General features: G+C 74.5%; 21 protein-coding genes and 1 pseudogene. 12 read left to right on the top strand and 10 right to left on the bottom strand.

The genetic code is table 11. The annotated features are described in order from the left end of the window. Window positions 1–143: 143 nt before the first annotated feature. From RQM47_RS10645 to RQM47_RS10620, 6 genes are all read right to left on the bottom strand, one after another. Window positions 144–1,061, bottom strand: coding sequence for a hypothetical protein (locus RQM47_RS10645; RefSeq protein ID WP_314008923.1), 918 nt, complete (start codon window positions 1,059–1,061; stop codon window positions 144–146). Window positions 1,062–1,099: 38 nt separating this feature from the next. After that, window positions 1,100–1,801, bottom strand: coding sequence for an HmuY family protein (locus RQM47_RS10640; RefSeq protein ID WP_314008921.1), 702 nt, complete (start codon window positions 1,799–1,801; stop codon window positions 1,100–1,102). 18 nt (window positions 1,802–1,819) lie between these two features. Beyond that, complete coding sequence (locus RQM47_RS10635) at window positions 1,820–4,132, bottom strand: TonB-dependent receptor (RefSeq protein ID WP_311664339.1); 2,313 nt, start codon at window positions 4,130–4,132, stop codon at window positions 1,820–1,822. Window positions 4,133–4,406: 274 nt separating this feature from the next. Then, window positions 4,407–5,060, bottom strand: coding sequence for a hypothetical protein (locus tag RQM47_RS10630; RefSeq protein ID WP_311664337.1), 654 nt, complete (start codon window positions 5,058–5,060; stop codon window positions 4,407–4,409). Between the two features lie 125 nt (window positions 5,061–5,185). Then, window positions 5,186–6,346: a DNA double-strand break repair nuclease NurA gene (locus RQM47_RS10625; RefSeq protein WP_311664335.1), complete on the bottom strand. Its 1,161-nt coding sequence runs from the start codon at window positions 6,344–6,346 to the stop codon at window positions 5,186–5,188. 291 nt (window positions 6,347–6,637) lie between these two features. Continuing rightward, entirely contained in the window at window positions 6,638–8,701 is a 2,064-nt protein-coding gene (locus RQM47_RS10620) for an acyl-CoA dehydrogenase family protein (protein WP_311664333.1), read from the bottom strand. Window positions 8,702–8,992: 291 nt separating this feature from the next. Between RQM47_RS10620 and pyrF the strand changes: the two genes are divergently transcribed. The 7 genes and pseudogenes from pyrF (at window position 8,993) to RQM47_RS10585 (ending at window position 13,932) form a co-directional block, all read left to right on the top strand. Further along, on the top strand, window positions 8,993–9,826 hold the full coding sequence (gene pyrF / locus RQM47_RS10615; protein WP_314008919.1) for an orotidine-5'-phosphate decarboxylase: 834 nt from the start codon (window positions 8,993–8,995) through the stop codon (window positions 9,824–9,826). 142 nt (window positions 9,827–9,968) lie between these two features. Next, window positions 9,969–10,470, top strand: a pseudogene (gene yiaA / locus RQM47_RS17450) (inner membrane protein YiaA). Window positions 10,471–10,852: 382 nt separating this feature from the next. Further along, a complete protein-coding gene (locus RQM47_RS10605; RefSeq protein WP_311664329.1) occupies window positions 10,853–11,359 on the top strand; it encodes a sigma-70 family RNA polymerase sigma factor in 507 nt (168 codons plus the stop codon). Further along, window positions 11,356–12,198, top strand: a complete 843-nt coding sequence (locus tag RQM47_RS10600; RefSeq protein ID WP_314008917.1) for a zf-HC2 domain-containing protein — start codon at window positions 11,356–11,358, stop codon at window positions 12,196–12,198. Before RQM47_RS10605 ends, RQM47_RS10600 begins: the two co-directional genes overlap by 4 nt. A 7-nt stretch (window positions 12,199–12,205) precedes the next feature. Then, window positions 12,206–12,778 (top strand): DUF4252 domain-containing protein, encoded by a 573-nt coding sequence (locus tag RQM47_RS10595; protein WP_314008915.1) that lies wholly within the window; start codon window positions 12,206–12,208, stop codon window positions 12,776–12,778. Further along, entirely contained in the window at window positions 12,768–13,427 is a 660-nt protein-coding gene (locus tag RQM47_RS10590) for a hypothetical protein (RefSeq protein ID WP_314008913.1), read from the top strand. Before RQM47_RS10595 ends, RQM47_RS10590 begins: the two co-directional genes overlap by 11 nt. Before the next feature lie 28 nt (window positions 13,428–13,455). Next, window positions 13,456–13,932 carry a hypothetical protein gene (locus tag RQM47_RS10585; protein ID WP_314008911.1) on the top strand — a complete coding sequence of 159 codons (477 nt, stop codon included), beginning with the start codon at window positions 13,456–13,458 and terminating at the stop codon, window positions 13,930–13,932. 153 nt (window positions 13,933–14,085) lie between these two features. On the opposite strand, the gene RQM47_RS10580 is transcribed toward RQM47_RS10585, so the two are convergent. The 3 genes from RQM47_RS10580 to RQM47_RS10570 form a co-directional block, all read right to left on the bottom strand. Next, window positions 14,086–16,086, bottom strand: a complete 2,001-nt coding sequence (locus tag RQM47_RS10580) for a dehydrogenase E1 component subunit alpha/beta (protein ID WP_314008909.1) — start codon at window positions 16,084–16,086, stop codon at window positions 14,086–14,088. Window positions 16,087–16,369: 283 nt separating this feature from the next. Then, on the bottom strand, window positions 16,370–17,065 hold the full coding sequence (locus RQM47_RS10575; RefSeq protein ID WP_314008907.1) for an OmpA family protein: 696 nt from the start codon (window positions 17,063–17,065) through the stop codon (window positions 16,370–16,372). Window positions 17,066–17,219: 154 nt separating this feature from the next. After that, complete coding sequence (locus RQM47_RS10570) at window positions 17,220–17,636, bottom strand: DUF4398 domain-containing protein (RefSeq protein WP_311664315.1); 417 nt, start codon at window positions 17,634–17,636, stop codon at window positions 17,220–17,222. A gap of 176 nt (window positions 17,637–17,812) precedes the next feature. Here RQM47_RS10570 and RQM47_RS10565 point away from each other — a divergent pair, with 176 nt between their 5' ends. The 5 genes from RQM47_RS10565 (at window position 17,813) to RQM47_RS10545 (ending at window position 20,783) form a co-directional block, all read left to right on the top strand. Then, the gene (locus tag RQM47_RS10565; protein WP_311666090.1) at window positions 17,813–18,166 is read left to right on the top strand and encodes a helix-turn-helix domain-containing protein; all 354 of its coding nucleotides are present in this window, start codon (window positions 17,813–17,815) and stop codon (window positions 18,164–18,166) included. Then, window positions 18,163–18,759, top strand: coding sequence for a transposase (locus RQM47_RS10560; protein ID WP_311666088.1), 597 nt, complete (start codon window positions 18,163–18,165; stop codon window positions 18,757–18,759). Before RQM47_RS10565 ends, RQM47_RS10560 begins: the two co-directional genes overlap by 4 nt. 178 nt (window positions 18,760–18,937) lie before the next feature. Then, entirely contained in the window at window positions 18,938–19,411 is a 474-nt protein-coding gene (locus RQM47_RS10555) for a DUF2243 domain-containing protein (protein ID WP_314008905.1), read from the top strand. 2 nt (window positions 19,412–19,413) lie between these two features. Next, window positions 19,414–20,241 carry a cytochrome c oxidase assembly protein gene (locus RQM47_RS10550; protein WP_311664311.1) on the top strand — a complete coding sequence of 276 codons (828 nt, stop codon included), beginning with the start codon at window positions 19,414–19,416 and terminating at the stop codon, window positions 20,239–20,241. Continuing rightward, on the top strand, window positions 20,241–20,783 hold the full coding sequence (locus tag RQM47_RS10545) for a hypothetical protein (protein ID WP_311664309.1): 543 nt from the start codon (window positions 20,241–20,243) through the stop codon (window positions 20,781–20,783). The genes RQM47_RS10550 and RQM47_RS10545 overlap by 1 nt, the downstream gene beginning before the upstream one ends. A 126-nt stretch (window positions 20,784–20,909) precedes the next feature. Here RQM47_RS10545 and RQM47_RS10540 read toward each other — a convergent pair whose 3' ends face one another. Continuing rightward, complete coding sequence (locus RQM47_RS10540) at window positions 20,910–22,397, bottom strand: sugar transferase (protein WP_314008903.1); 1,488 nt, start codon at window positions 22,395–22,397, stop codon at window positions 20,910–20,912. Window position 22,398: the final 1 nt, after the last annotated feature.

Here is a 22,398-nt window from a genome sequence, read left to right as displayed (position 1 = left end):
CACCCTGGGTCCCCCTCGCCCTTTGGGTCTCCCGGCCTCCCCCCGCTGGGGGGAGGAGGCTTGACGTGGGCTACCAAACCGTCTCTCAGCAGGCCGCCCCGCACCGCCCCGCCCGACGCGGCGGCGTGGGCGTGGGCGGGGCGTTACGGCGCGGGGGCCTCCCAGCCGGCGCGGGCGACGACGGTCCGGTACTCGCGCTCGACCCAGTCGGCGACGGCCGGGTGCGGGAGGATGCCCGCCTCGGCGGCCCGGTAGTCGAGCCCGTCGAGGACGGCCGCGTAGGGGCCGAAGCCGGAGAGCCGGAACGGGACCACGAGGACCGTCCGCCCGGCCTCGGTCTCGGCCGCGACGAACGCGCGGATGGCCCGCTCGGCCGCCGCCCGCGGCTCGGGCCAGTCCTCGCGGAGCGTCTCGACGCGGACCGCGTGGTAGCCCGCCTCGCGGAGCCCGCCCGTCAGGCGCTCCATGGCCGCGACCCAGCGGGCGTTCTCGACGTCGTCGCCGGTCCCGTGCGCGAGCACGAGGACCGACTCGGCCGCCGGGTTCTCGCTCACGGACGCCGCGCGCGCGGCGAGCACCTCGGCCACCTCGTCGGCCTGCATGAGGCCGTCGGGCGAGAGCGCGAGGGCCAGCCCGTGCTCGACGGGCGCGGGCGGGCCGTGCTCGCCGTGGGCGCCGCCGTGGCTGCCGCCGTGGCCGCCCGACGGGCCGTGCAGCACGAACTGGTCCGGCGCGTCGGGCCGGAGACCGAGGAAGTACTCGGTCTGGTGGAGGAACGAGCGGCCGTCGAGGAACAGCCGGACCACGGCCGCGCGCCCGGCGCCCCGGCCCTCGAGCTCGGCCACGCCCGCGCCGAGCGAGGCCGGGTCGGCCATGCCGAACGCGACGGCGACGGGGTACCGCTCGCGGAGCGGGGCGAGGGCGTCTTCGACCGAGGCGTTCCAGGCGGGGTCGCCGCCGTGGGCCATCACGAGGAGGCCGGGCGCGTCGGCGTCCTGGGCCGGCGCCGGCGGCGCGAGGGCCACGAGGACGACGGCGAGAAGGGCGGGAAAGCGGAGCATGGGGCGGGGTGGAATGAGAGGAGCGGGGCGGGGCGGGGCTAGAGCGCCGCCGTCGCGTCGAAGTCGCGCGAGCCGTCGGGCTGGACGACGTACTCGAACGTGTAGTAGCGGCTCTCCCCGCCCGGCTCGGACGGGTTGCCGCGGTAGTAGCTGAGGACGCGGAGCTTGGCGTAGTCGCCCTCGCTGGTCTGGAGCACGAGCGTCCGGCCCGGGACCGGCGTGACGACGCCGTCGGCGTAGGTGTACCACCCGTTGCCGGACCCCGTGCAGACGACGTACGGCGTCCCCGGGAACGAGCCGCCCGGCGTCTGGACGGCCGGGCACGCGTTCTCGCCGTCGACGAGGTAGCCCTCGGCCGGCGCCTCGACCAGCCCGGCGAACGGAGTCGCCTCGAGGAGTCGGCCGCGGACCGAGCCCGGGCCGCTGGTGCCGCCGTTCAGGATGACCGTCGTGCCCTTGAGCCCGATGTCCCAGGCCGTCCCCGTCGAGTCGGCCGCGCGCACGGCCGGGTCGTCCTCCGACGACGACAGGACGACCTCGCCGGTGTCGAGGTCGTAGAGCGTGAACTGGTCGTTCGCGACCGGCGCGCCTGTGTTCGGGTCACGGCCCGAGGTCGGGTCGGCCTCGACGTCGGCCGCGGTCTGGACGTTCAGCGGGACCGGCACGGGCTCGGGATCGGCGGAGTCGCAGGCGGCGAGCGCGAGGGCGCCGGAGAGGGCGAGGAGGGCGGGGCGGGTCATGGGGCGGGGTGGTGGAGGCTAAAAGAGGAGGCCGAGCGACGCGAACAACGTCCGCCCCGGCATGGAGGGGACGAGCGTGCTCCGCGTCACGTCGAGCAGGTTGTCGGCGCCGACCTGGACCTCGAGCCGGCCGACCGGGAGCGGGACGCGGTGCGTGAGTGTGAGGTCGACGACGGCGTAGCCGGACACGAACTCGTCGTCGCGGTTGGCGAGGCCGTTGCCGTCGAGGTCGCGGTAGCCGTAGCGGCTCCGCCAGCGGGCGCGGAGCGAGGCCACGGAGCGGCCGCGGATGGCCGTCGCACGGGCCGTCACGGCGTGCGGCGAGCGCCCGAAGAGGCCGCCGTAGTCGGCCAGCGAGAGTTGCACGTCGCGGCCGTCCGTGCCGCGGCCGAACACGGTCCCAGCCGCCAGCCGGTCGACGACCGCGTGGTCGCGGGCCTGGAGAAACTGGTAGCTCGCGGCGACCTCCACCCCGCCCCGCCGCGCCGTCACCTCGGCGTTCAGTCCGCGCGTGTAGATCCGGTCGAGGTTGAAGTAGCCGAACACCTGCTGCCCGTTCGTCTTCTGCGCCACCGGCTGCGTCTCGATCAGGTCGGCGACCTCGTTCCAGAACCCGCCGACCTCGACGGTCAGCCCCGGCGCGAGGTCGGCGGCGAGCCCGGCGTTGACGGCCACGGAGTTTTCGGCCTCCAGGACCCCCAGCGCGGCCGGGTCGAGAAACCGCTGCGCGACCTGCCCCTCGGCCTCCAGCCGGCCGAGCCCCTCGGCCAGCCGCGTGGCCCCGAACACGCTGTAGCCGGCGGCCGCGTTCGTGAACGCGAGGTAGAGCTGGCGGAAGGCCGGGGCCTTGAACCCGCTCCCCACGCTGGCCCGGAGCCGGAGCCCGGCCGCCGGGCGCACGAGGACCGACGCCTTGGGCGTGAGCCGGGCCGCGTAGTCGGAGTGGGCGTCGAACCGGGCGCTCACGGCGACGGCGAGCCGGCGCGACGGCGACCACTCGTGCTGCGCAAAGGCGTACCCCTGCCGCGCGCTCGGCGCCACCCCGCCCGCGCCGTAGCGGTCGCCGGCCAGCCGCTCGGTGGTCGCGCCGGCTCCGACGACCGAGATGTGGCGGCCGCTCCAGGCCGCGTCGAGCTGAGCCTCGGCCTTGGCGTAGCGCTGGTCGAAGTCGTCGGTGTAAGCGAGCGCACCGTCGGACTGCCGGCGGTGCCGGGTCTCGGCTTGGTAGCGCGCGCCGTAGAGCGTCGTCGTGAGCCGGAGCCCGCCGCCGAGCGGGGCGGTCCACTCGGGGTGGACGCTCCAGTCGACGCGGCGGCCGGCGTCGTCGTAGCCGACCTCCGCCCCGCCCTCGTCGAGCGCGAACGCGCCAGCCTGGTCCTGGGCCGCGACGCGCGCGCCGAGGCTCAGCCGCCCCGCCCCCAGCCGCGCCTCAGCGCGGACGTCGCCGGTCCAGTCGGTAAACGACGGGGTCGTCGGGCCGAACGCCTCGGGCGTGAGGTCGTAGCCGTCCGAGCCGAACCGGTCGGCGAGGACGCGGACGGCCCACCGCTCGCGGCCGACGGCGGCCTCGGCCGTCAGGTCGGACTCGCCATAAGACCCCGCCCGGAGCCGGGCGCTGCCCGCCTCGGTGCCCGCCGCGGGCAGCGCTGTGACCAGGTTGACCACGCCCGCCAGCGCTTCCGACCCGTAGAGCGACGACGACGGCCCCTCGACCACCTCGACGCGCTCGACCCCGGCGACCGCCAGCCGGTCCACGTCGAGGGTCCCGGCCGTCCGCCCGATGACCGGCTCGCCGTCGAGCAGGACGAGCGTGTAGTCGGCGTCGAAGCCCTGGACCTGGACGCCGCCGCCGTGGTCGTCGAACACGAACAGCCCGGGCACGTCCTCGAGCACGTCGCCCAGCCGGACGGCCCCGCGCTGGCGCATGGCCTCGGCGGTGACGACGGTCGTGGGTACGGCGACGTCCTCGACGTCGCGGGCCGTGCGCGTCGCCGTGACCACGACGGGGCCGGTCTCGACGGCCGCCTCCGACAACTCCACGTCGGCCCAGACGCGCCCGCCGACGGGGACCTCGACCTCGACCTCGGCCGGGGCGTAGCCGACCGCCGAGACGCGGAGCCGGGCCGCCCCGCCCGGGACGTCGGCGATGAGGAACCGGCCGTCGGTGCCGGCCGCCGCCCCGCGCCCGCCGACCCGGACCGTGGCCCCGGCGACGGGCTGCCCCGTCGCGGACGACGTCACCGCGCCCGCGACGGCCCCGCGGCCTTGGGACCGGGCAGCCGTCGCGGAGGCGACGACGAGGACGAGGGCGACGAGGCGGAGGGGACGCATGGGGTCGGACCGGGGCGCGGTGCCGAGGCTTCTATCTAGACTCTGTCCAAACCTAGACTGAGTCCAGACAAGCTGCCACTCCGACCTCCCCCTGCGCCCCGTCTTCACGCTCCGGCCCTCGCACAACCGCCCCGCCCTCATCTGGGGGCGGGGCGGCCTGGGGCGGGGTGGTCGTAAGCCCGGACACGGCAAGCCGTGTCCCTACGGGCGCCGTCGGTGGGCGGGGCGGAACCAGACGGGCACCCCCTCGCCCGCGCGTTCCCCATCCCCCGCCCTACTCCACGCGGCGGAGGATCGACTGGAGCCGCTCGTGGTCGTCGTCCATGAGCCGGGCGAGCGCGCGGCCGGCGGCGACGAGCACGGCCTCGCCGTCCGGCCCCTCGCCGTGGCTCTTGTAGAGCCCGCGGAGCGCGGCCGCGATCAAGTCGTCGGCGGGGACGGCCGGGTCGGGGCTCCGCGCCAGCGTCCGCAGCACGTCGAACGGGGCCGCGATCGCGGCGACGGCCTCGGGCGCGCACGGGCGCACGCGGTCGTGGAGGGCCGCGGGGCGGGGCGGGAGCGTCTGGCGGACGTGCGGGCGCCCTTCACGCTGGCTCTGCCCGTCCCAGTACGCCAGCACCTGCGCGCGGACCGTCGTGCGGATAAGCTCCAACAGCTGCGGCATCTCGCGGCGGAGCCGGTCGCGGTCGTAGTCAGCGCCCAGCGCGACCGCCTGGCGGCCGGGTTCGACGGAGCCGGTCTCGGCGTGGCTCACGAGCCCGTAGAGGACCGCCCCGCCCCGCCCGTCGATGCCCTCGGTCTCGACCTCGATCCACGACCCAAAGGCGGGCACCTCGGCGTCGGGGTAGACCTCGGCCAGGATCTCGCGCGTGCTCGACGCGATGACTTCGGCGACGGGCGGGGCGGGGGATGCGGGGGAACTGGGCAATGGGAAAAAGGAGAGGGCAGAGGGAGAACAGGCGGGGCGATGAGTGGCGGAGCGGCCGGGGGCAGGGCGGCGGCTTTCTGCCCGTTCCCCTCCCCCCTTTCCCCATCCCCGCGAGCGAAGCGAGCCTACACCCGCGGCGCCCGCTTCGAGGCCGCCTTGCCGGAGTACGTCGGGACCACCCCGCCCGCGCGGCGGGCCTGGCGGGCGAGGATGCGGTAAAACACCTCCTTCTCTTGCATCCGCACGACGGCGCGCTCGTGGGCCTCCTGGAGGATGATGGGGTAGCCCCCGCCCTTTTCGCACTGGTCGAGGACGACGGCGTGCGCGAGGTCGAGCCACTCGGGGTTCTGCGCCACCCACTCCGGCATCTCGACGCGGCCCACCTCGCCGCAGCCGCGGACGTAGAACGCGACGATCCGGTGAGCGCCGTAGCGCTTGAGGACGCCTGAGCGGGAGAGGAACACGGCGCTCCGCTCGCCCTCGGCGAGCCACGCCTCGAACAGGTGGCGGTCCAGCAGGCCGCGGATCGACTCCGGCCCCTCGGCCCAGTCGTCCTCGCCCAGGTGCAGCCGGAGGAGGTTGACGACCTCGGCGTTGCCCGGGCGCGAGACGTACGACATGACCGGGATGCCGGCCTCGCGGAAGCGGTCGAGCTCGGCCACGTAGCGGTCGATGAGGCGGTCCTCCAGGCGCCGGTTCTTCATGCCGCGGAGCATCCAGCGGATGAGCGTGCCGTCGGCGACGGCAAGAACGGGCCGCCCGCTCCGGCGCTCGGCCTCGGCCGTCTCGAACAGCCACGTGAGCTCGAGCTCGTCGCGGAGCGCCGACACGACCTCGGTCGTGAGGTCGATGGGCGAGGCGTCCGCGTCGTCGTCCTGGGCGAGGTCGGCCAGGTCCTGCTGGCGGTAGCGGAGCGTGGGCTCGGCGGCGATGAGCGGCGGGTCGAGCGTGCCGTAGTGGAACGCCACGCGGCCCACGTTGAGGAGGTAGCACGCCGGCTCGACGTGGCGGTCGGGGAAGATCTGCGACCCGTCCGTCGCCACGACGGTCACGGTGGCGGGGCGGGGCGGGCAGCCGTCGCGGGCGTCGGGCCGCGCCTGCGGGAGCGCCCGGAGCGGTCCGCCGGAGAGGGCCTGCGCGCGCTCGACGAGCGCCTCCCACGCCGGCGCGCAGTCGGCCAGCGCCACGCGGGCGCGGTCGAGGCGGCCGGCGTGCGCGCGGTCCTCGCCCCGCCGGTAGACGGCGAAGTCCTCGATCTGGCCGGCGAGCCGCGTAAAGTCGACCACGGGGGAAAGTGGGAAAGGGAAAGGGGAAAGGAAGCCCAGGCAGGAGCTCTGTGGGACCGCCCCGCCCCCGCGCGCCGTCGGCGCGGCCGCCCCGCCCGTTGTGTCCGTCGGCAAGGTAGGACGTGGGCGGGCGGGGCGGGGCGGCCCCGGCCACCCCACCCTGAGGATCCAGCTCCTGCCATACCGTCCCGCGGCCTCCGTCCGACTGCGGAGCGCCCATAAACACGCCCGCCCCGCCCGCGCAGTGGCGGGCGGGGCGGGGCGGTCGAACTCAGCGTCCGGGCGGGGCGGCTAGGCCTTGGCCTTGGCCTTTTTCTTGGCCGTCTTCGCCGGCGACGCCTCCTGGACGGCGCCGTCGCCCGCCGCCTCGCCGTCGGGGCGGGGCGTGTACGGGGCGCCGTCCTCGGGGAACTGCTTGATGTACGCCTCCTGGACCTCGTGGCCCGTGCCGGCGGCGACCGGCGAGGTCTCGTGGATGTAGAACTCGTCGTTCGGGAGCGTGTCGACCCAGGTCAGCGCGGCCTCGGCGGCGCGGAGCATGGAGTCGTCCGAGTTCTCCGTCAGCGCGCGGACGTTGGCCTTGATCCGCTCGTGGGCCATGTGCATAAAGTGGAGGCCGGCGAGCTTGTCGCGGTCCCACTCCGGCCCGCTCGCGCCGTCGGCCAACTGCTGGTCGAGCTTGGCGAGCACGCACGACCACGCGAACATGAGCGTCGCGTTGTCGGCGAACCGGGCCTGCGTGACCTGGGCGGTCACGATCTGCTCCTCCATCCGCTTCGAGGCCAGCTTGAACTCGCGCGTGTGCGTCTGGACGTGGGCCGCGAGCCGGTCGGCGAACGACCTAAGCGACGGGTGGACGCGCGTGAGCTCGGGCTTGGCCACCTTCTTGCCGAGGAAGATCTCGGCGGCGAGCGGCGTGCCGGCCCGGACCGTCTGCGGCTTGAAGGCGCCGGCGAGGATGCGCTGGAGGTTCTCCGTCGTCGTCTCCTCGTCCGACCACTCGACCTGGTTGAGCACGCCCAGCATGTGCTCGGCGAGCTGCTTGCCGCCGTAGGCGAAGATGAACTGCTGCATGACCTCGTTCGAGCCCTCCACGATCCGGTGGATCCGGTTGTCGCGCCACAGGCGCTCGAACTCGTTCTCGGTCACGTAGCCCTCCCCGCCCATGATCTGCATGGCCGAGTCGATCACGTTCCAGCCCTCCTCGGAGCAGAAGTACTTGCAGGCGGCCGTCTCGACCATGATGTCCGGGTCGTGGCGGTCGAGCATCCCGCAGACCTCGTAGAGCATGGCGTCCATCGCGTAGCACAGCGCGTGCATCTCAGCGACCCGCTTCTGGACGAGCTCGAAGTCGGCCAGCGGGCGCTGGAACTGGTACCGCGTCTGGACCCACTTCGTCGACTGCTCGGCGGCCTGCTTGGCGGCGCCGGTGACGCCGGCCGAGAGCGTGCAGCGGCCGTAGTTCAGGCACGTCAGCGCGACTTTCAGGCCCTGGCCCTCGCGGTGCAGCAGGTTCTCCTTCGGGACCTTCACGTCCTCGAACCGGATGCGCGCCTGCCACGTCCCGCGGATGCCGGCCTTCGAGCGGTTCTTCTGGAAGAACGTCACGCCGTCCATGTCCGGCGTCACGATGAGCGCCGAGACGCCCTTTTTGACCTTGCCCGTCTTGGGGTCCTTGACGTCCTGCGTGGTCATAACCGTAAGGAGCCCGGAGAGGGCGCCCGACGTGATCCACTTTTTCTCGCCGTTGAGGACGAAGACCTGCTCCTCCTCATTCCACTCGCAGTGCGTCTCCTGGCCGGCGGCGTCGGAGCCCACCTGGGGCTCGGAGAGGCAGAAGCCGGAGAGCTTCTCGCGGGCCACCATCGGGAGGAAGCGGTCCTTCTGGTCGTCGGTCCCGAACAGCATGAGCGCCTTGCACCCGATCGACTGGTGGGCCGAGACCATGACGGCCGTCGAGCCGCACCGCCGGCCGATGGCTTCGAGGACGCGGTTGTACGACGCCACGCCGAGCCCGAGCCCGCCGTACGGCTCCGGGACCGTCATGCCCATGACGCCCATCTCGAACAGCCGGTCGACGACCCACTCGGGGATGACCTGGTCCTGGTCGATCTGGATCCGCGGGTGCTCGGTGTCGAGGTACGCTTCGAGCTCGTCGAGGAGCTTGTCGGTCTTGGCCTTTTCCTCGGGCGAGACCTCGGGGTACGGGAACACGAGTTCCTCGCGGATGCGGCCCCAGAACAGGTTCTTGATGAACCCCATGTCCTCGGGCTCGGGACCGAACATGGTCTCGACCTCGCGGATCATCTTCTGGTCTCGGGCGGAGACGCCCTTCATCGTGGAGAGGTCGGCCATAGCGGTTGCGCGTGTGCTCGTGTTAGGGGAATGGAAGCGCTTCTGAGACGACCGGAGGTGCTCCCTGGGTCCCGCCGTCGGTTGAAGCCTGAGGCAAGGCCAGAAGGCAGAAGGCAGAAGGCAGAAGGCAGAAGGCAGAAGGCAGAAGGCAGAAGGCAGAAGGCAAGATGCCCACCCCGCCCACCCGGCGCGAGGGCGGGGCGGCAGGAAGTCGATGGAATGTGGCTTGACCCGCCCCGCCCCCGCCCGCATTCTCCGCTCTCTCCGCTCTCTCCGCTCTCTCCGCTCTCCATGCCCTCACCCCACCCCGCCCCATTCGCCGACCGCCTAGCGGCAGCCGTCGCTGAGGTCGGTTCCCCGCTGTGCGTCGGGCTCGACCCCGACCCCGAGCGCCTCCCCGCCCCGTTCGCCGTGGGCGGGGCGGAGGGCGCCGCCGCGTTCTGCGAGGCCGTCGTCGGGGCGACGGCGCCGCACGCGGCGGCGTTCAAGCCCAACCTGGCCTTTTTCGAGGCGTACGGGCCGGACGGGTGGGACGCCCTCGCCGCCGTCTGCGCCGCCGTCCGCCGGGCGGGGCGGCTCCTGGTCCTCGACGGCAAGCGCGGCGACATCGGCAACACGGGCCGGCGCTACGCGGACGCCCTCTACGACGGGCTCGGGGCCGACGCGACCACCGTCGCGCCGTACATGGGGGCCGACAGCGTCGCCCCGTTCCTGGAGCACCCGGGCCGCTGCGCGTTCGTCCTCGTCGCCACCTCGAACCCGGGCGGGGCCGACCTCCAGGCGCTCGACGTGGGCGGCGAGCCGCTCTACCGGCGCGTCGCCCGGCTGGCCGTCGAGGCCGTGCCCGACGAAGACGCTTCCCGTCGGGGCGGGGCGGCCGGGTTCGTCGTCGGCGCGACTCGCCCGGCCCTCCTGGCCGGGCTCCGCGACGAGCACCCCGGCGTCCCGTTCCTGGTGCCGGGCGTGGGCGCCCAGGGAGGGGCGGCGGCCGAGGTGCTCGACGCGAACGCCGGCGGGCCGATCCTGGTGAACAGCAGCCGAGCCATCCTCTACGCCTCACCCGGGGCCGACTTTGCCGAGGCGGCGGCGGACGCCGCGGCGGACCTCGCGGGGCGACTGCGGTAAGTGACCGGGCGGGGCGGCCCGCGTGGAGCCGCCGAGGCTTTTCCCGCCCCGCCCGGCGGGGTGGCGCGGCATAGTCCGTTTGCATTAGGGCTAAACGCGTTACGCGCTGTAGCCTACGGGTCTCCTCCCACCCCGCCCCGACATGAACACGACGACCGCCCGCCCCACGCCCGCCTTCATCGCCGCGTCCTGGACGGCCCTCCTGGTCGGCGCCGTCGCCTTTATGGTCGGGCTGTGGAACGCCGCGATGCTCCTGAACGAGAAGGGGTACTACCTGACGGTGCTGCTGTTCGGTCTGTTCGCGGCCGTCTCGCTCCAGAAGTCGGTCCGCGAACGGCTGGAGGGGATCTCGGTGACGGCCCTCTACTTCGGCCTGTGCTGGGGGGGCGGTCGCGATCGCCATCACGCTGCTCTTTGTCGGGCTGTTCAACGCCGACCTGGCGCTGAGCGAGAAGGGGTTTTATGGCATGTCGTTCCTGCTCGTCCTGTTCGGCGCCGTGGCCGTGCAGAAGAACGTCCGCGACCTCGCCCTTTTCGACGCGGGCCACCCCGCCCTCGACGACCTGGACGTCGGCCGCCCCGCCCCCAGTTCAGACGGCGAGGCCGTTCTCGAGGGCGAGGCGTTCCGGGGCGGCTCGTTCTAGAGCGGTGGGTACGGGGGTACTCGGTACGGGGTACGTGCGCGCCGAGGTCAGATCGGGCCATACCCCGCACCCATCCGCAGAGTGCTTTGAGGGCGGGGCGGCTCAGATGCTCCTGGGCAGGGGCGGGCGGGGCGGGGGCGCTACGCCGCGCCGTTGGCGAATGCGTTGAGGCCGCCGCCCCGCTCCTGTGAGCACGGGTGGACCGGGAACCGAGCGCCGTCTCGAATCGGGTCCGGGCTCGCGGCCCCGGCTGAGGGCTGAGGGGCCAGAGCGGGCGGGGCGGGGTGGGGTGGGCAGAGGTGGTGGGGGAGCGGGCGCGCGATTGGGGGCCTGTAACCTTTGAGAAGCGACCCCCGTCGTTCGTCCGTCACGCCCCCACACCATGACCGCCGACGGCCTCGTCCGTGCCCACGCCGACCTCGCGTACCGCGTCGCGCTGCGCGTGACCGGGTGCCCGGCGGACGCGGCCGACGCCGCGCAGGACGCCCTCGTGAACGTCTGGCACCACATCGAGACCGTCGAGCCCGACCGGCGCCGCGCCTGGGTGGCGCGCGTGGCGCGGAACGCCGCGCTCGACCTCGTCCGCCGGCGGCGCGTGCGGCCGCAGCCCGGGCTCGCCGAGCCCGTCTCCGAACCCGCGAGCGCCGCCCCGCTCCCCGACGACGACGCCCACGCGGCCGACCTCCGCGCCGGGATCGAGCGGGCGCTCGGAACGCTCGACGAGCCGTACCGCTCGCTCCTCGTGCTCCGCGACGTCGAGGGGCTGGCCTACGCCGAGGTCGCCGACGCGCTCGACCTCCCGCTGAACACGATGAAAGTGTACCTGCTCCGCGCGCGCCGGCGGTTCCAGGCCGCCCTCACCGCCGCCTCGCCCGACCTCGTCCCATGACCGCGCCCTGCACCCGACTCGACGAGTTCCTCGACGGCCGGCTCGCGCCGGACGAGGAGGCCGCATTCGAGCGCCACCTCGCTGACTGCGCCGCGTGCGAGGCCGCGCTCGACGCCGCGCTCGCCGCCCCGCCCCCGTCGGTCAGCGCCGACCTCGCCGTCCTCGCTGACGCGACGTGCCCGCCCGACGTGGTCGCCGCTGCGCTCGCGGCGGCGCACCGGACGTCCGCCCCGCCGGCCGCCACTCGGGCGGGGCGGAGCGCCGCGCGCCCGGCGCCGGACCGCCCCGCCCGGCGTGCGCGGGCGGGGCGGCGGTGGGCGCCCGTCGCGCTCGTGGCCCTGGGCGCGCTCGCCGTTGCCGTCGTCTTGTGGCCGGGCGGGGCGGGCGTCGAGCCGGCGCCGCGCGTGGCCGAGCGCGTGGCGCCGGCCCCGGTCGCTCCCACCCCGCCCCTGGGCGCCTCGCCCGACACCGCCCCGCCCGGAGGCACGACGCCTGAAGCCGCCCCGCCCGAAACCACCACGTCCGACACCGCCCCGCCCACCGTCGCGGACGCCGCTCCGGGCGGGGTGGAGCCGCGGGCCAACGACGCAGCCGCGCCGAGCGCTCCGCCCGACAACGGCCTGCCCCGCCCGAGCGGGGCGGCCGCCCCGCCCCCGGACGCCCTGGACCTCGCCGACGCCCCCGAGCCGACGGCGGCCGAGGTCGAGGCCGCCGCCCAGGACCTCCAGCTCGCGCTCGCGCTCGTCGCCCGCGCGCAGCGCCAGGCCGACCGCGCCGTCCGCGACGAGGCCGGCGCCCTCCGCGCCCTCGACACCGCCCTCCCCCACCTCGCCCCGTAATGACGCTATGAGACGCCTCCTCCTCGCCCTCGCCCTGGCCGCCCCGCTCGGCGCCACGGCCCAGCCCGTCGACGTCGCCGCGCTCGACGCCTTGTTCGAGGCCCCGCCCACGGTCGAGGTCAACCTCCGCGGGTCGCTCCTCCGGCTCGCGTCCGAGGCCGCGCGCGCCGAGGAGCCCGAGGCCGCCCTCATGCTCGACGGCCTCCGCGCCGTGACCGTCCGCGTCTACACGCTCGGCGCCACGCGCGACCTCGCCGTGCGGCGCCTGGCCGACGTCGGCCAGCGGTTCGAGGCCGACGGGTGGTGGACGTTCGTCCGCGTCCGCTCGCAGCCGGGCGACACTGAAAACGACGGCGACGTCTGGATCTACGTCCGCGACGCCGGCGACGCCTTCGACGGGATGGCCGTCATGGCCGTCGACAACGAGGACGACAACGCCGTGTTCGTCCTCATCGACGGGACCATCGACCCGGCCCAGGTGGGCGCCCTCACGCGCCGCTTCGCTGACGTCGACGTGGACGACGAGGCGGACCAGGCCGACCGCGACGGGGACTCCAGCCGCGACGACGATGACCAGTAGAGCCCTCCCCGCCCTCGCGGCGCTCGTCCTCCTCGCCCCGCTCACCGGGTGCGTCTCGTTCGAGATGAACCGGCTGAGCCGCGACCTCCGGCACGACGTCGAGGCCCAAACCGACGCCGAGGTCGGCGACGGGTTCGCGGTCGGATTCGGCCGGCTCACGATGGGGACCACCCGGTTCGTTGGGCGGCTCGCCGCCCCAAGCTCCACGCGAGAGGCCCGCCAGATCATCGGCCATGTCAAGGCCGTCAAGGTCGGCCACTACCGCCTCCGCGGCGCGTTCGACGGCCGGGCGATGTCCACGCCCCGCGCCCTCCGCCGCTACCGGGAGGACGGATGGAGCCCGTTCGTCGTCGCCCGCGACAGCGCCGCGGCCGCGTGGGTGTTCCTCCGGGAGCGCCCCGACGGCCGTCTTACCGACCTCCTCGCCGTCGTGATGGGCGAGGGGAACCTCGTGCTGACGAAGGTGAGCGGCAACCTCAACGGGCTCGTCCTCGACGCCGTCGCGCTGGGCGCCGCCGGCGGGCGGGGCGGGCTCCTCGACGACGCGCTCGACCGGGCCGGCGTCGGGCCACGCGCCGCGCGCGACTCGGTCTCGGGAGCCGCCCCGCCCGCTCCTCAGGCACTCCCCGCCACGGCCGGAGGCGGGTAGGCGGGGCGGGGCGGCGTAGGTTCGGGCCATGCCCGTCCGCCCCGCCCTCGCCGTCCTCCTGCTCCTCGCCGCCGGCTGCGCCCGCGGCCCGGTCGAGACGGCCGGCGCGCTCGAACCGGGCGACGAGACGCTCGCGACGGGCGAGCTGGTCGACGCCCACGAGGTCGACGTCGAGCCCGGCCAGTGGGTCCGCGTCCAGGTCGAGGCCGAGGGCTTCGCGCCCTACCTCATCCTCCACAGCCCGGACGGCGTGCAGACCGACGTGCCCGGCGGCGCGCGCGCGGCCGCGACGGCGTTCGTGGCGCCGGTCGCGGGGCGGTGGGAGGTGCTCGTGACGTCGGCGGCGCCGGGCGGGGCGGGGCCGTACCGGCTGGTCGTCGAGGTGGCCGACGCGCCGCCCGACCTCGACCGCCTCCCGCCGGGCCACCCCGCCCTCCCAGGCGGCCCGCTGCCGCCGGGGCACCCGGAGCTGGGGCCGGAGGAGGAGCCGACGTGGACGGCGTAGCGGGCGGGGCAGCCGGCGGGTCGCGGATCGAGGACCGAGAGTCGAAAGGGCGGGGCGGCCGAAAAGACCGCCACCCCGCCCGTTCCTCGGCCTCACGGGCTGGAGTCGGCAGGGGCCGCTGCGTCGGGGCCGCCCTCGGCGCGGGCGGGGCGGTCAGAACGCGAGCGCCCGGTCGACCGCCCCGCCCAGGCGCGCGCGCGCCGAGTAGACGTCGGACTCGAGCGCTTTCGAAAACGGGACCGGCAGGTCGGCCGCGCCGACGCGCACGGGCGGGGCGTCGAGGTACGAGAACGCGGCCTCGGCGACCTCGGCGGCCACCTCAGCGCCGAACCCGCCGGTCCGCGTCGCCTCGTGGAGCACGAGGAGCCGGCCCGTCTTCTCGACCGACGCCAGGACGGCCTCGCGGTCCCAGGGGACGAGCGTCCGCAGGTCAATCACCTCCAGGTCCGCCTCGTGCGTCTCGGCGAGGTCCAGCGCCCACTGCACGCCGACGCCCCACGTCACGACCGTCAGGTCCCGCCCCGCCCGCGCGAGGCGCGCTTCGCCGATCGGCGTCGCGTAGTCGCCCGTCGGCACGTCGCCCCGGAGCGCGCGGTAGAGCCTCTTGTGCTCGAAGACGAGGACCGGATTGGGGTCCGCGATGGCCGCCCGGATGAGGCCCTTGGCGTCGGCGGGCGTGGCGGGCACGACCACCTTGAGGCCGGGGACGTGGCAGAACCACGCCTCGGGGCTCTGACTGTGGAACGGGCCGGCCCCGATGCCGCCCCCGAACGGGAGCCGGACGGTGACTGGGACCGGCGCGCCCCAGCGGTAGTGCGTCGTGGCGAGGTTGTTGACGATCTGGTTGAACCCGCACGTCACGAAGTCGGCGTACTGCATCTCGACGACCGGGCGGAACCCGTCGAGCGCGAGCCCGAGCGCGCACCCGAGCGCCCCGCTCTCGATGATCGGCGTGTTGCGGACGCGCTCCGGCCCGTAGCGGTCGAGGAACCCAACGGTCGTCTTGAACACGCCGCCGTAGCCGGCCACGTCCTGGCCCATCAGCAGCGTCGCGTCGTCGGCGTCGAAGGCGTTGCGCAGGCCGTCGGAGAACGCGTCGATAAACCGCTTCTCCTCCACCCCGCCCTGGCCGTTGGAGGGCGGGGCGGGCGGGGCGGGGCGGTCCGCGGGCGGGGCGAACAGGTCGGCGGCCTCGCCCTCGGGCGTGCCCTCGACGGGCGGCTGCTGTAGCGCCCACTCGGCGACCTCCTCGACCTCGGCATCGACCTCGCGGTCGACGGCGTCGAGGGCGGCCTCGGCCACGCCGCGCTCGACGAGGCGGGCGCGGAAGGCGGCCACGGGGTCGCGCGCCTCCCACTCGGCGATGAGGTCGTCGGGGACGTACGCCGTGCCGCTGGCCTCCTCGTGGCCGCGGACGCGGAACGTCTTCATTTCGAGGAGGGTCGGCCCCCGCCCTGCCCGCGCACGCTCAACGGCTTTCTTTGTTGATGCAATAACGGCATATAAGTCGTTCCCGTCGACGACCACGCCCGGCATCCCGTAGCCGGCCGCCGCGTCGGCGAGGTCGTCGACGGGGACCGCGTCGGCGGTCGGCGTCGAGAGCCCGTACCCGTTGTTCTCGACCACGAACACGACCGGGAGCGACCACACGGCCGCCAGGCTCAGCGCCTCGTGGAAGTCGCCCTCGCGGGTCGCCCCCTCGCCCGTGAACGCGACGGCGACGGCGTCCTCGCCCTTCAGCTGCGCGGCCAGCCCGAGCCCGTCGGCGACCGGGAGCATGGCGGCCAGGTGCGAGATCATGCCCACGATCCGGTGCTCGAGCGTGCCAAAGTGGAAGGTCCGGTCGCGGCCGTTCGTGAACCCGCCCTCGCGCCCCATCATCTGGCAGAAGAGCGGGCGGAGCGGGACGCCGCGCGTGGTCCACACGCCCAGGTTCCGGTGCATGGGGAGCAGCCAGTCGCGGTCGTCCAGCGCCCACGCGCACCCGACGGCGATGGCCTCCTGGCCGTAGCCCGAGAACCACTTCGAGATCCGGTTCTGGCGGATCAGCCGGAGCATCTTGTCCTCGACCGCGCGGGGCAGGCGGAGCGCCCGGTACAGGTCGAGGTTGGCGTCCGAGACGGGCGGAGCGGCGACGTGGGGGGCGGTGTCCATGCGGGCGGGGCGGCCGGGCGGGGTGGCGAAGCTACCGACCGCCCCGCCCCGGCACGTGGGGTACGGGCGGGGCGGACGACGGGACCCGCGAGCCCGTTCGCTCTCACGACCAGAACCTCTACGACCAGAACGGCGCCGGGCACGGGCTCTTCGCCGGCCTCCTCGGCGAGGCGAGCGGGTGCGTCGGGGGCTCTCTGCCCCGCCGGTTTGGCCAAAGCCCCACCCCCTGCGTCCGAGCGGGGCGGCCCGGGGTCAGGACGCCGCCCCGCCCGGGCATAGCCCGTCAGCGCGTGGGGAGCGCGTCGAGGCGGTCGGCGACGGTGATCTCGATCCGGCGGTTCTGGCGCTGGCCTTCGGCCGTGTCGTTGGGGGCCACGGGGTATGCCTGCCCATACCCCGCCGCCACAACGCGGGAGGGGTCGATGCCGGCCTCGATGAGCTGGGCCTTGACGGCCGCGGCACGGCGGACCGAGAGGTCGAGGTTCTGCTTCTCGTTGCCCGTACTGTCGGTGAACCCCTCGACGAGGACGACGCGGTGGGGGTGAGACAGGAGATAAGACGCCACGCGGGCGACCGCCTCGCGGGGGGCCGGGCGGAGGTCCGTCTGCGCCGTTTGGAAGGCGTCCGTGATGAGGAGGCGGCGCCCCCCCTCGGCGTCGGCGCCGGAGACGCTGCGCTCGGCGTCGTCGAGCGTGGCCTGGAGCGCTGCCACGCGCACGCGTCGCCGCGTGAGGTACGCCTGGTGCACCGCCTCGTCGAGGTCCCCGGCCTCGAGCGCGGCGGCGGCGGCGCCGAGGTCATAGCGGGCCGCGAGCGCGGCCGAACGGTCGGCGCGGTCGACGGCCCGGCGGGCCTCCGACACGGCGGCCTCAGCCTCGGCACGGCTGGCGGTGTAGACAACGGCGGAGGAACTACAGCCGGCGACACCAACTGCGAGCACCGCCGCCAAGAAGAGAGCCGGAGACGTCAATCGACGCATGAGGAACAGGCGGAAGGAAGGAAATGCGAAGGGGGCGCTACGGCCGCCGCCCCGCCCCATTTGGGGTCGGCTGCGGCGAGGGTCGGTCGGCGGGGGCTGAGTAGCAGTGCCCCGCCCTTAGCGGGCGGAGCGGGGCCAAGGGGCGGCCTCTGCCCTAGTTCGCGAGGGCGGTATCGACCTCGGCGCGGAGCGCGCGGACTTCGTCGTAGAGCGCGCGCGCTCGGCGCGCGCGGGCGGCGAGCACGGTGAGCTCAGCGAGTTGGCCGTCGACGAACGCCTCGCGGGCGAAGCGGCTCGCCCCGACAGCGTCACCACCTGCGAGCGCCTGCTCTGCCTCGTCCAGACGTGTCGTCGCTGCCCGGAGCTCGACCGCGGCCTCGGCCTCAGCCCCGACCGCCCGAGCGTCGGCGATAGCCTCGCGGGCGCGGGCGAGCTCCGGCTCAGCGTTGACGGCCGGCGGCGGGGCAGGGCGGGACGTGGCGCACCCAGCCCCGACAGTGAGTGCTCCGATCAGGAGTCCTTGCCAAGCGAGGCGGTTCCAGAGGGCGGCGGAGGGCGAAGCAACAGGCATGCGTCGAGGGAAACGAGGGGGCACAACGGTGCCCTACCCAGCGGGGTCCGCGTGCCAGTTTACGGAGCGGGGCGGGGTTTCGAGCGTGACAAATGTGTGGGAGCGAACGTCACGAATGAGCGTCACCGTGCAAGCGTACAGCGAAGCCATCCCGGGTTGACAGGGTAGCTTCGGCCATGCCCGCCCCGCTCTCCGTCGACCTCCGTCGCCGCGTCCTCGACGCCGCCCGCTCGGCCACTGCCCCCGTCGTCGCCGCCCGCTTCGGCGTCTCCGTCTCGACCGTCCACCGGCTCCGCCACCTCGACCGCATTCAGGGGTCCGTCGAGCCTCGGCCCCACGGCGGTGGCCATACCCCGCTCGTGACCGACGACGACCGCCCGCTCTTCGACGGGTACCTCGCCGAGAACCCTTCGATGCCGCACGCGACCATCGCCCGCCGGTTCGAGGCCGACACCGGACGCGCCATCAGCCGCCAGACCGTCCAGCGGATGCTGGGTCTGTGGCGGGTCACCCGAAAAAAAAGTCCATGATCGCCTCCCAGCGCTTCCGCCCGGATGTGGTCGCCAAGCGCGAGGCGTTCTTGGCGGAGGTCGCGGCGATCCCAGCCGAGCGGTTGGTTTTCGTCGACGAGTCGGGGATTCAGATCGGCGCGCGGTCGGCGTACGGGTTCGCGCCCATCGGCACGCGGTGCGTCGAGGTCGCCCCTTTCCGGGTCGGCAAGCGGGTCAACCTCATCGGGTGGATGGCCGCGACGTGCGGGTCGGTGCGGGCACACGAGGGGTCCGTCAAGGCCCCCCACTTCGAGGCGTTCGTGGCCGAGAGCCTGGTGCCGTGCTTGGAGGAGGGCGACGTAGTGATCTGGGACAACGCCCGGATCCACAGCCCGGCTGCAATCGCACTCGTTGAGGCCGTCGGTGCCCGCGTGCTCCCGCAGCCGCCGTACAGCCCGGATCTCAACGCGATCGAGCCGATGTGGTCGAAGGTGAAGGCGATCGTCAAGCAGAAGCTGGCCGACGCCCGGGACGCGCTGCTCGACGCGCTCGACGAAGCCGTTTCCGCGGTCACACCATCGGACGCCTCCGGGTGGATCGCGCACTGCGGCTACGCCTTCCTACCCGACTGAGCTACGCTGTAGTCGCCAGGAACTCGACCGGATTCCTCCAGGGAGCCGCGTACGAGCCGCCTCACCCGAACTGAGGCCATTCCCTCCCCGAGCTCTTCGCCTTAGCCCGCGGGGAGATGCGGCCCCGTCCGGACCTCGGCGGGCAGAACAGGGTTGGCCCCTCTCCCCCGCCCCGCCCATGCCCGACGCTCCCCGCCCCGCGGCTCCGCCCCGTCCCGACGCCCGCCGGTCGCTCGGCGTGGCGGCCCTGCTCGGCGTCGGGCTGATGGCGGCCGTCGACGAGGTGGTGTTCCACCAGATCCTCCGCTGGCACCACTTTTTCGACCTCTCCACGCCGGCCATCGGGATCATCTCGGACGGGCTGCTCCACGCCTTCGAGCTCGTGGCCTTCGTCTCCGGCGCGTTCCTCGCCGCCGACCTCCTCCGCCGCGGGGCGTGGGCGGGGCGGTGGGCGTGGGCCGGCGGCTTCCTCGGCGCCGGCGGATTCCAGCTCTTCGACGGGATCGTGGACCACAAGGTGCTCCGCATCCACCAGGTCCGCTACGGCGTCGAGCTCCTGCCGTACGACGTGGCGTGGAACGCGGTCGGGCTCGCGCTCCTGGCCGTGGGCGCGGCGCTCGCGGTCCGCGCGCGGCGAGCCAGGCCGGCGTAGCCGTGGACCACGCGCCTTCTCCCGCCCCGCTCCTAGCGCTCGCGGCCGTGCTCATGGCCTACCTCGCCGCCGCGCGCGCGCAGCGACGGGCGGGGCGGCGCTGGGCCGGCGGGCGGACGGCGGCGTTCGCGGGCGGGGTGGCGCTCCTGGCCCTCGCCGCCGCCCCGCCCCTGGCGGCGTGGGCGCACGGCGACTTGAGAGGCCACATGGTCCAGCACGTCTTGGTCGGGATGCTCGCCCCGCTCGGGCTCGTGCTCGGCGCGCCGGTGGCGCTCGCGCTGCGCACGCTGCCCGTCCCGGCCGCCCGCCGCGTGACGCGATTTTTGAGGGGCAGGGTGGTGCGCGTCGTGTCGCACCCGGCGACGGCGGCGGTCCTGAACGTGGGCGGGATGGCCGTGCTGTACCTCACCCCGCTCTACGCGGCCACGCTGCACGCGCCGGCGCTCCACGCGTTGGTCCACCTGCACGTTCTGGCGGCCGGCGTGCTGTTTACGTGGGCCGTCCTCGCCGGGCCGGACCCGGCGCCCCACCCCGCCCCGCTCGCGACCCGGCTCGGCGTGCTGACGCTGGCGATCGCGGCGCACGCCGTCCTGGGCAAGCTGATGTACGGGTACGGGTGGCCGTGCGGCGTGGCGGGCGCGGCGGAGGTGCAAGCGGCGGCGCAGGTCATGTACTACGGCGGCGACCTGGCGGAGGGGCTCCTGCTCGTGGCCCTCTTTGCGCGCTGGTACCGGGCGGGGCGGACGGCCGGGGGCGGGGCGGCCGCCGGGGGCGGGGTGGCGGCCCGGGCGAGGCGCGCGCCTCAGGACTTGAGACGCGTCCGAGGCTGATGCTCCCACCCCGCCACTCCGCCCTGCTGGGCCTCGTCGCGCTGCTCGTCGGCGGGTGCGCGGCCCTCCGCCCCGCTCCCCACGTGGACCGGCCTAGCAGCCTCGTCGGATGCTACCGGCTCGACGCTCCGGAGGCGGCGGGCTACCCCTCGTGGTTCCGCGGGACGCCTGGAGCGGTGGAACTGACGGCCATCCCCGTCGCCGGTCGGGACTCGACGGGGCAGTCCGTGCCGTCGCCGTACCGTGCTGCATACGGCCGCACGGACGTACGCGACTGGCCCCGCGACGACGACCCGTTTCAGGCGTGGCGTCCGACGGAGGCCGGCGACTCGCTCCTCATCGCGCTCGGTCCTGCTCGGTTCGCCTTCGGCGGCGTCTACGTCGTGGCTCGGCCTGAGCGGGGCGGTCTCGTCGGCCGGCTCATCGCGTATACCGATGCGTCGGCGACGGGTGAGTACCAGAAGTCCGTTCCGCTCCAGGCACCGCGCGTGCCGTGCCCCGCGTACCGGACCAGGAGCTCCGAGCCGGGAGGCCGTCGCTAGACCTAGGCCGGGCTCCACCCCGCCTCAGGCGCGTCTCGCAACGGGCGGGGTGGAGAAAGCGGCTCCCCAAAGCTCCAGAGATCGCAAGCCGCTCCGACCTCCTCGCCCCACCCGTGGGCGGGGCGGTCAGTGCCCGCGCCCCAGGAGCGCCGTCCGCACGGTCTGGAACAGGATCGTCGCGTCCATCTGGAGGCTCATGTTCTCGATGTAGAACAGGTCGTACTTCAGCTTCTGGCGGACGTCCTCGATGTCGGCGTCGCGGCGCCACTTGACCTGCGCGAGGCCGGTCAGCCCGGGGTGGACGCGGTGGCGGCGGCTGTAGAGCGGGACCTGCTCGGCCAGCTGGCGCACGAAGTACGGCCGCTCCGGGCGCGGACCGACGAGGCTCATCTGCCCCACGAGCACGTTCCACAGCTGGGGCGCCTCGTCCAGCCGGAACCGCCGGAGCCACCGGCCGACCGGCGTCACGCGGGCGTCGCCCCGCCCCGCCCACACCGGGCCGGTCTCGCGCTCGGCGCCGTCGACCATCGTGCGGAACTTGAGCATCGTGAACGGCCGCCCGTCGCGCCCGACCCGCTCCTGGCGGTAGATGGCCCCGCCCGGCGACGTCAGGCGGACGAGCGCGCCGAGGGCCAGCCACAGCGGGAGCCCGGCCACGAGCGCCACGGCGCTCGCGACCACGTCGACGATCCGCTTGGTCCGGCGCTCCCACACCGGGATGGGCTCCGGGAGCACCTCGATGAGCGGGATCCCGTACGTGTGTTCCGTCCGCGCCATGCCGCCGATCGCGGCGTAGAAGTCGGGGACCAGCTTGAGCGTGACCGGGCGCCCGTCGCACACGCGGAGCACGGCGTCGAGCGTCGCATGGTCGTCGCTGCCCAGCGCGATGAGCACGTCGCGCACGCCCAGGCAGTCGATGAGGCGCGGGAGCTCGGCGACGCCGGCCTCGGGGGCGCCGGCGGCCGTGACTTCGACGGCCCCGGCCGGGAGCACGTCGCCGCCCGGGGACGGCCTCTCGACCACCCCGCCCCCGTCGTCGCCCGCGGGCCTCGGGACGTCGCCGGCGAAGGCCGACTCTTTCGCCGCGGGCTTGAGGCGGATGGCGCCGACGACCTCGATGCCGGCCGCCGGGTAACTCGCGAGGTCGTGGTAGAGCGTCTCCACCCGGTCCGACCACCCGACCACGACGGCCCGGTGGCGGCCGTAGCCGCGGACGACCAGCGCGCGTTGGAGGCCCCGGATCGCGAGCCGCTCGGCGCCGACGAGCGCGAACATCGCCCCGCCGTAGACGGCCATCGCCTGCCGCAGCGCGTCGGGCGCGACGCGGTCCAGGGCGTACCCGAACAGGAGCACGAGCGTCCCGAACACGACCACCTTCAGGAGCGCGACGAGCTCGTCGAGCCGGCCGCCGGCGTAGCGCTCGCCGTAGAGCCCCGAGAACGAGAACAGGACGAGCCACCCCGCCACGAGGAGCACGACGCCGAGCGCAGCCGACCCGCCGGGCTCCGGGACCCAGTCCCACGCCGCCGGCCCGCGCAGCACCACGGCGGCGGCGAGCGTGGTAGCGAGGGTGTCCCCCAGGAGGAGGGCGAGCAGTTCGACTCGACGAGACACA

Origin of the sequence: Rubrivirga sp. S365, assembly GCF_032248475.1 — a bacterium.
Classification (GTDB): Bacteria; Bacteroidota; Rhodothermia; order Rhodothermales; family Rubricoccaceae; genus Rubrivirga; species Rubrivirga litoralis.
The sequence above is the reverse complement of the archived record's forward strand: the minus strand, read 5'-3'. Positions and strand labels throughout refer to the sequence as shown.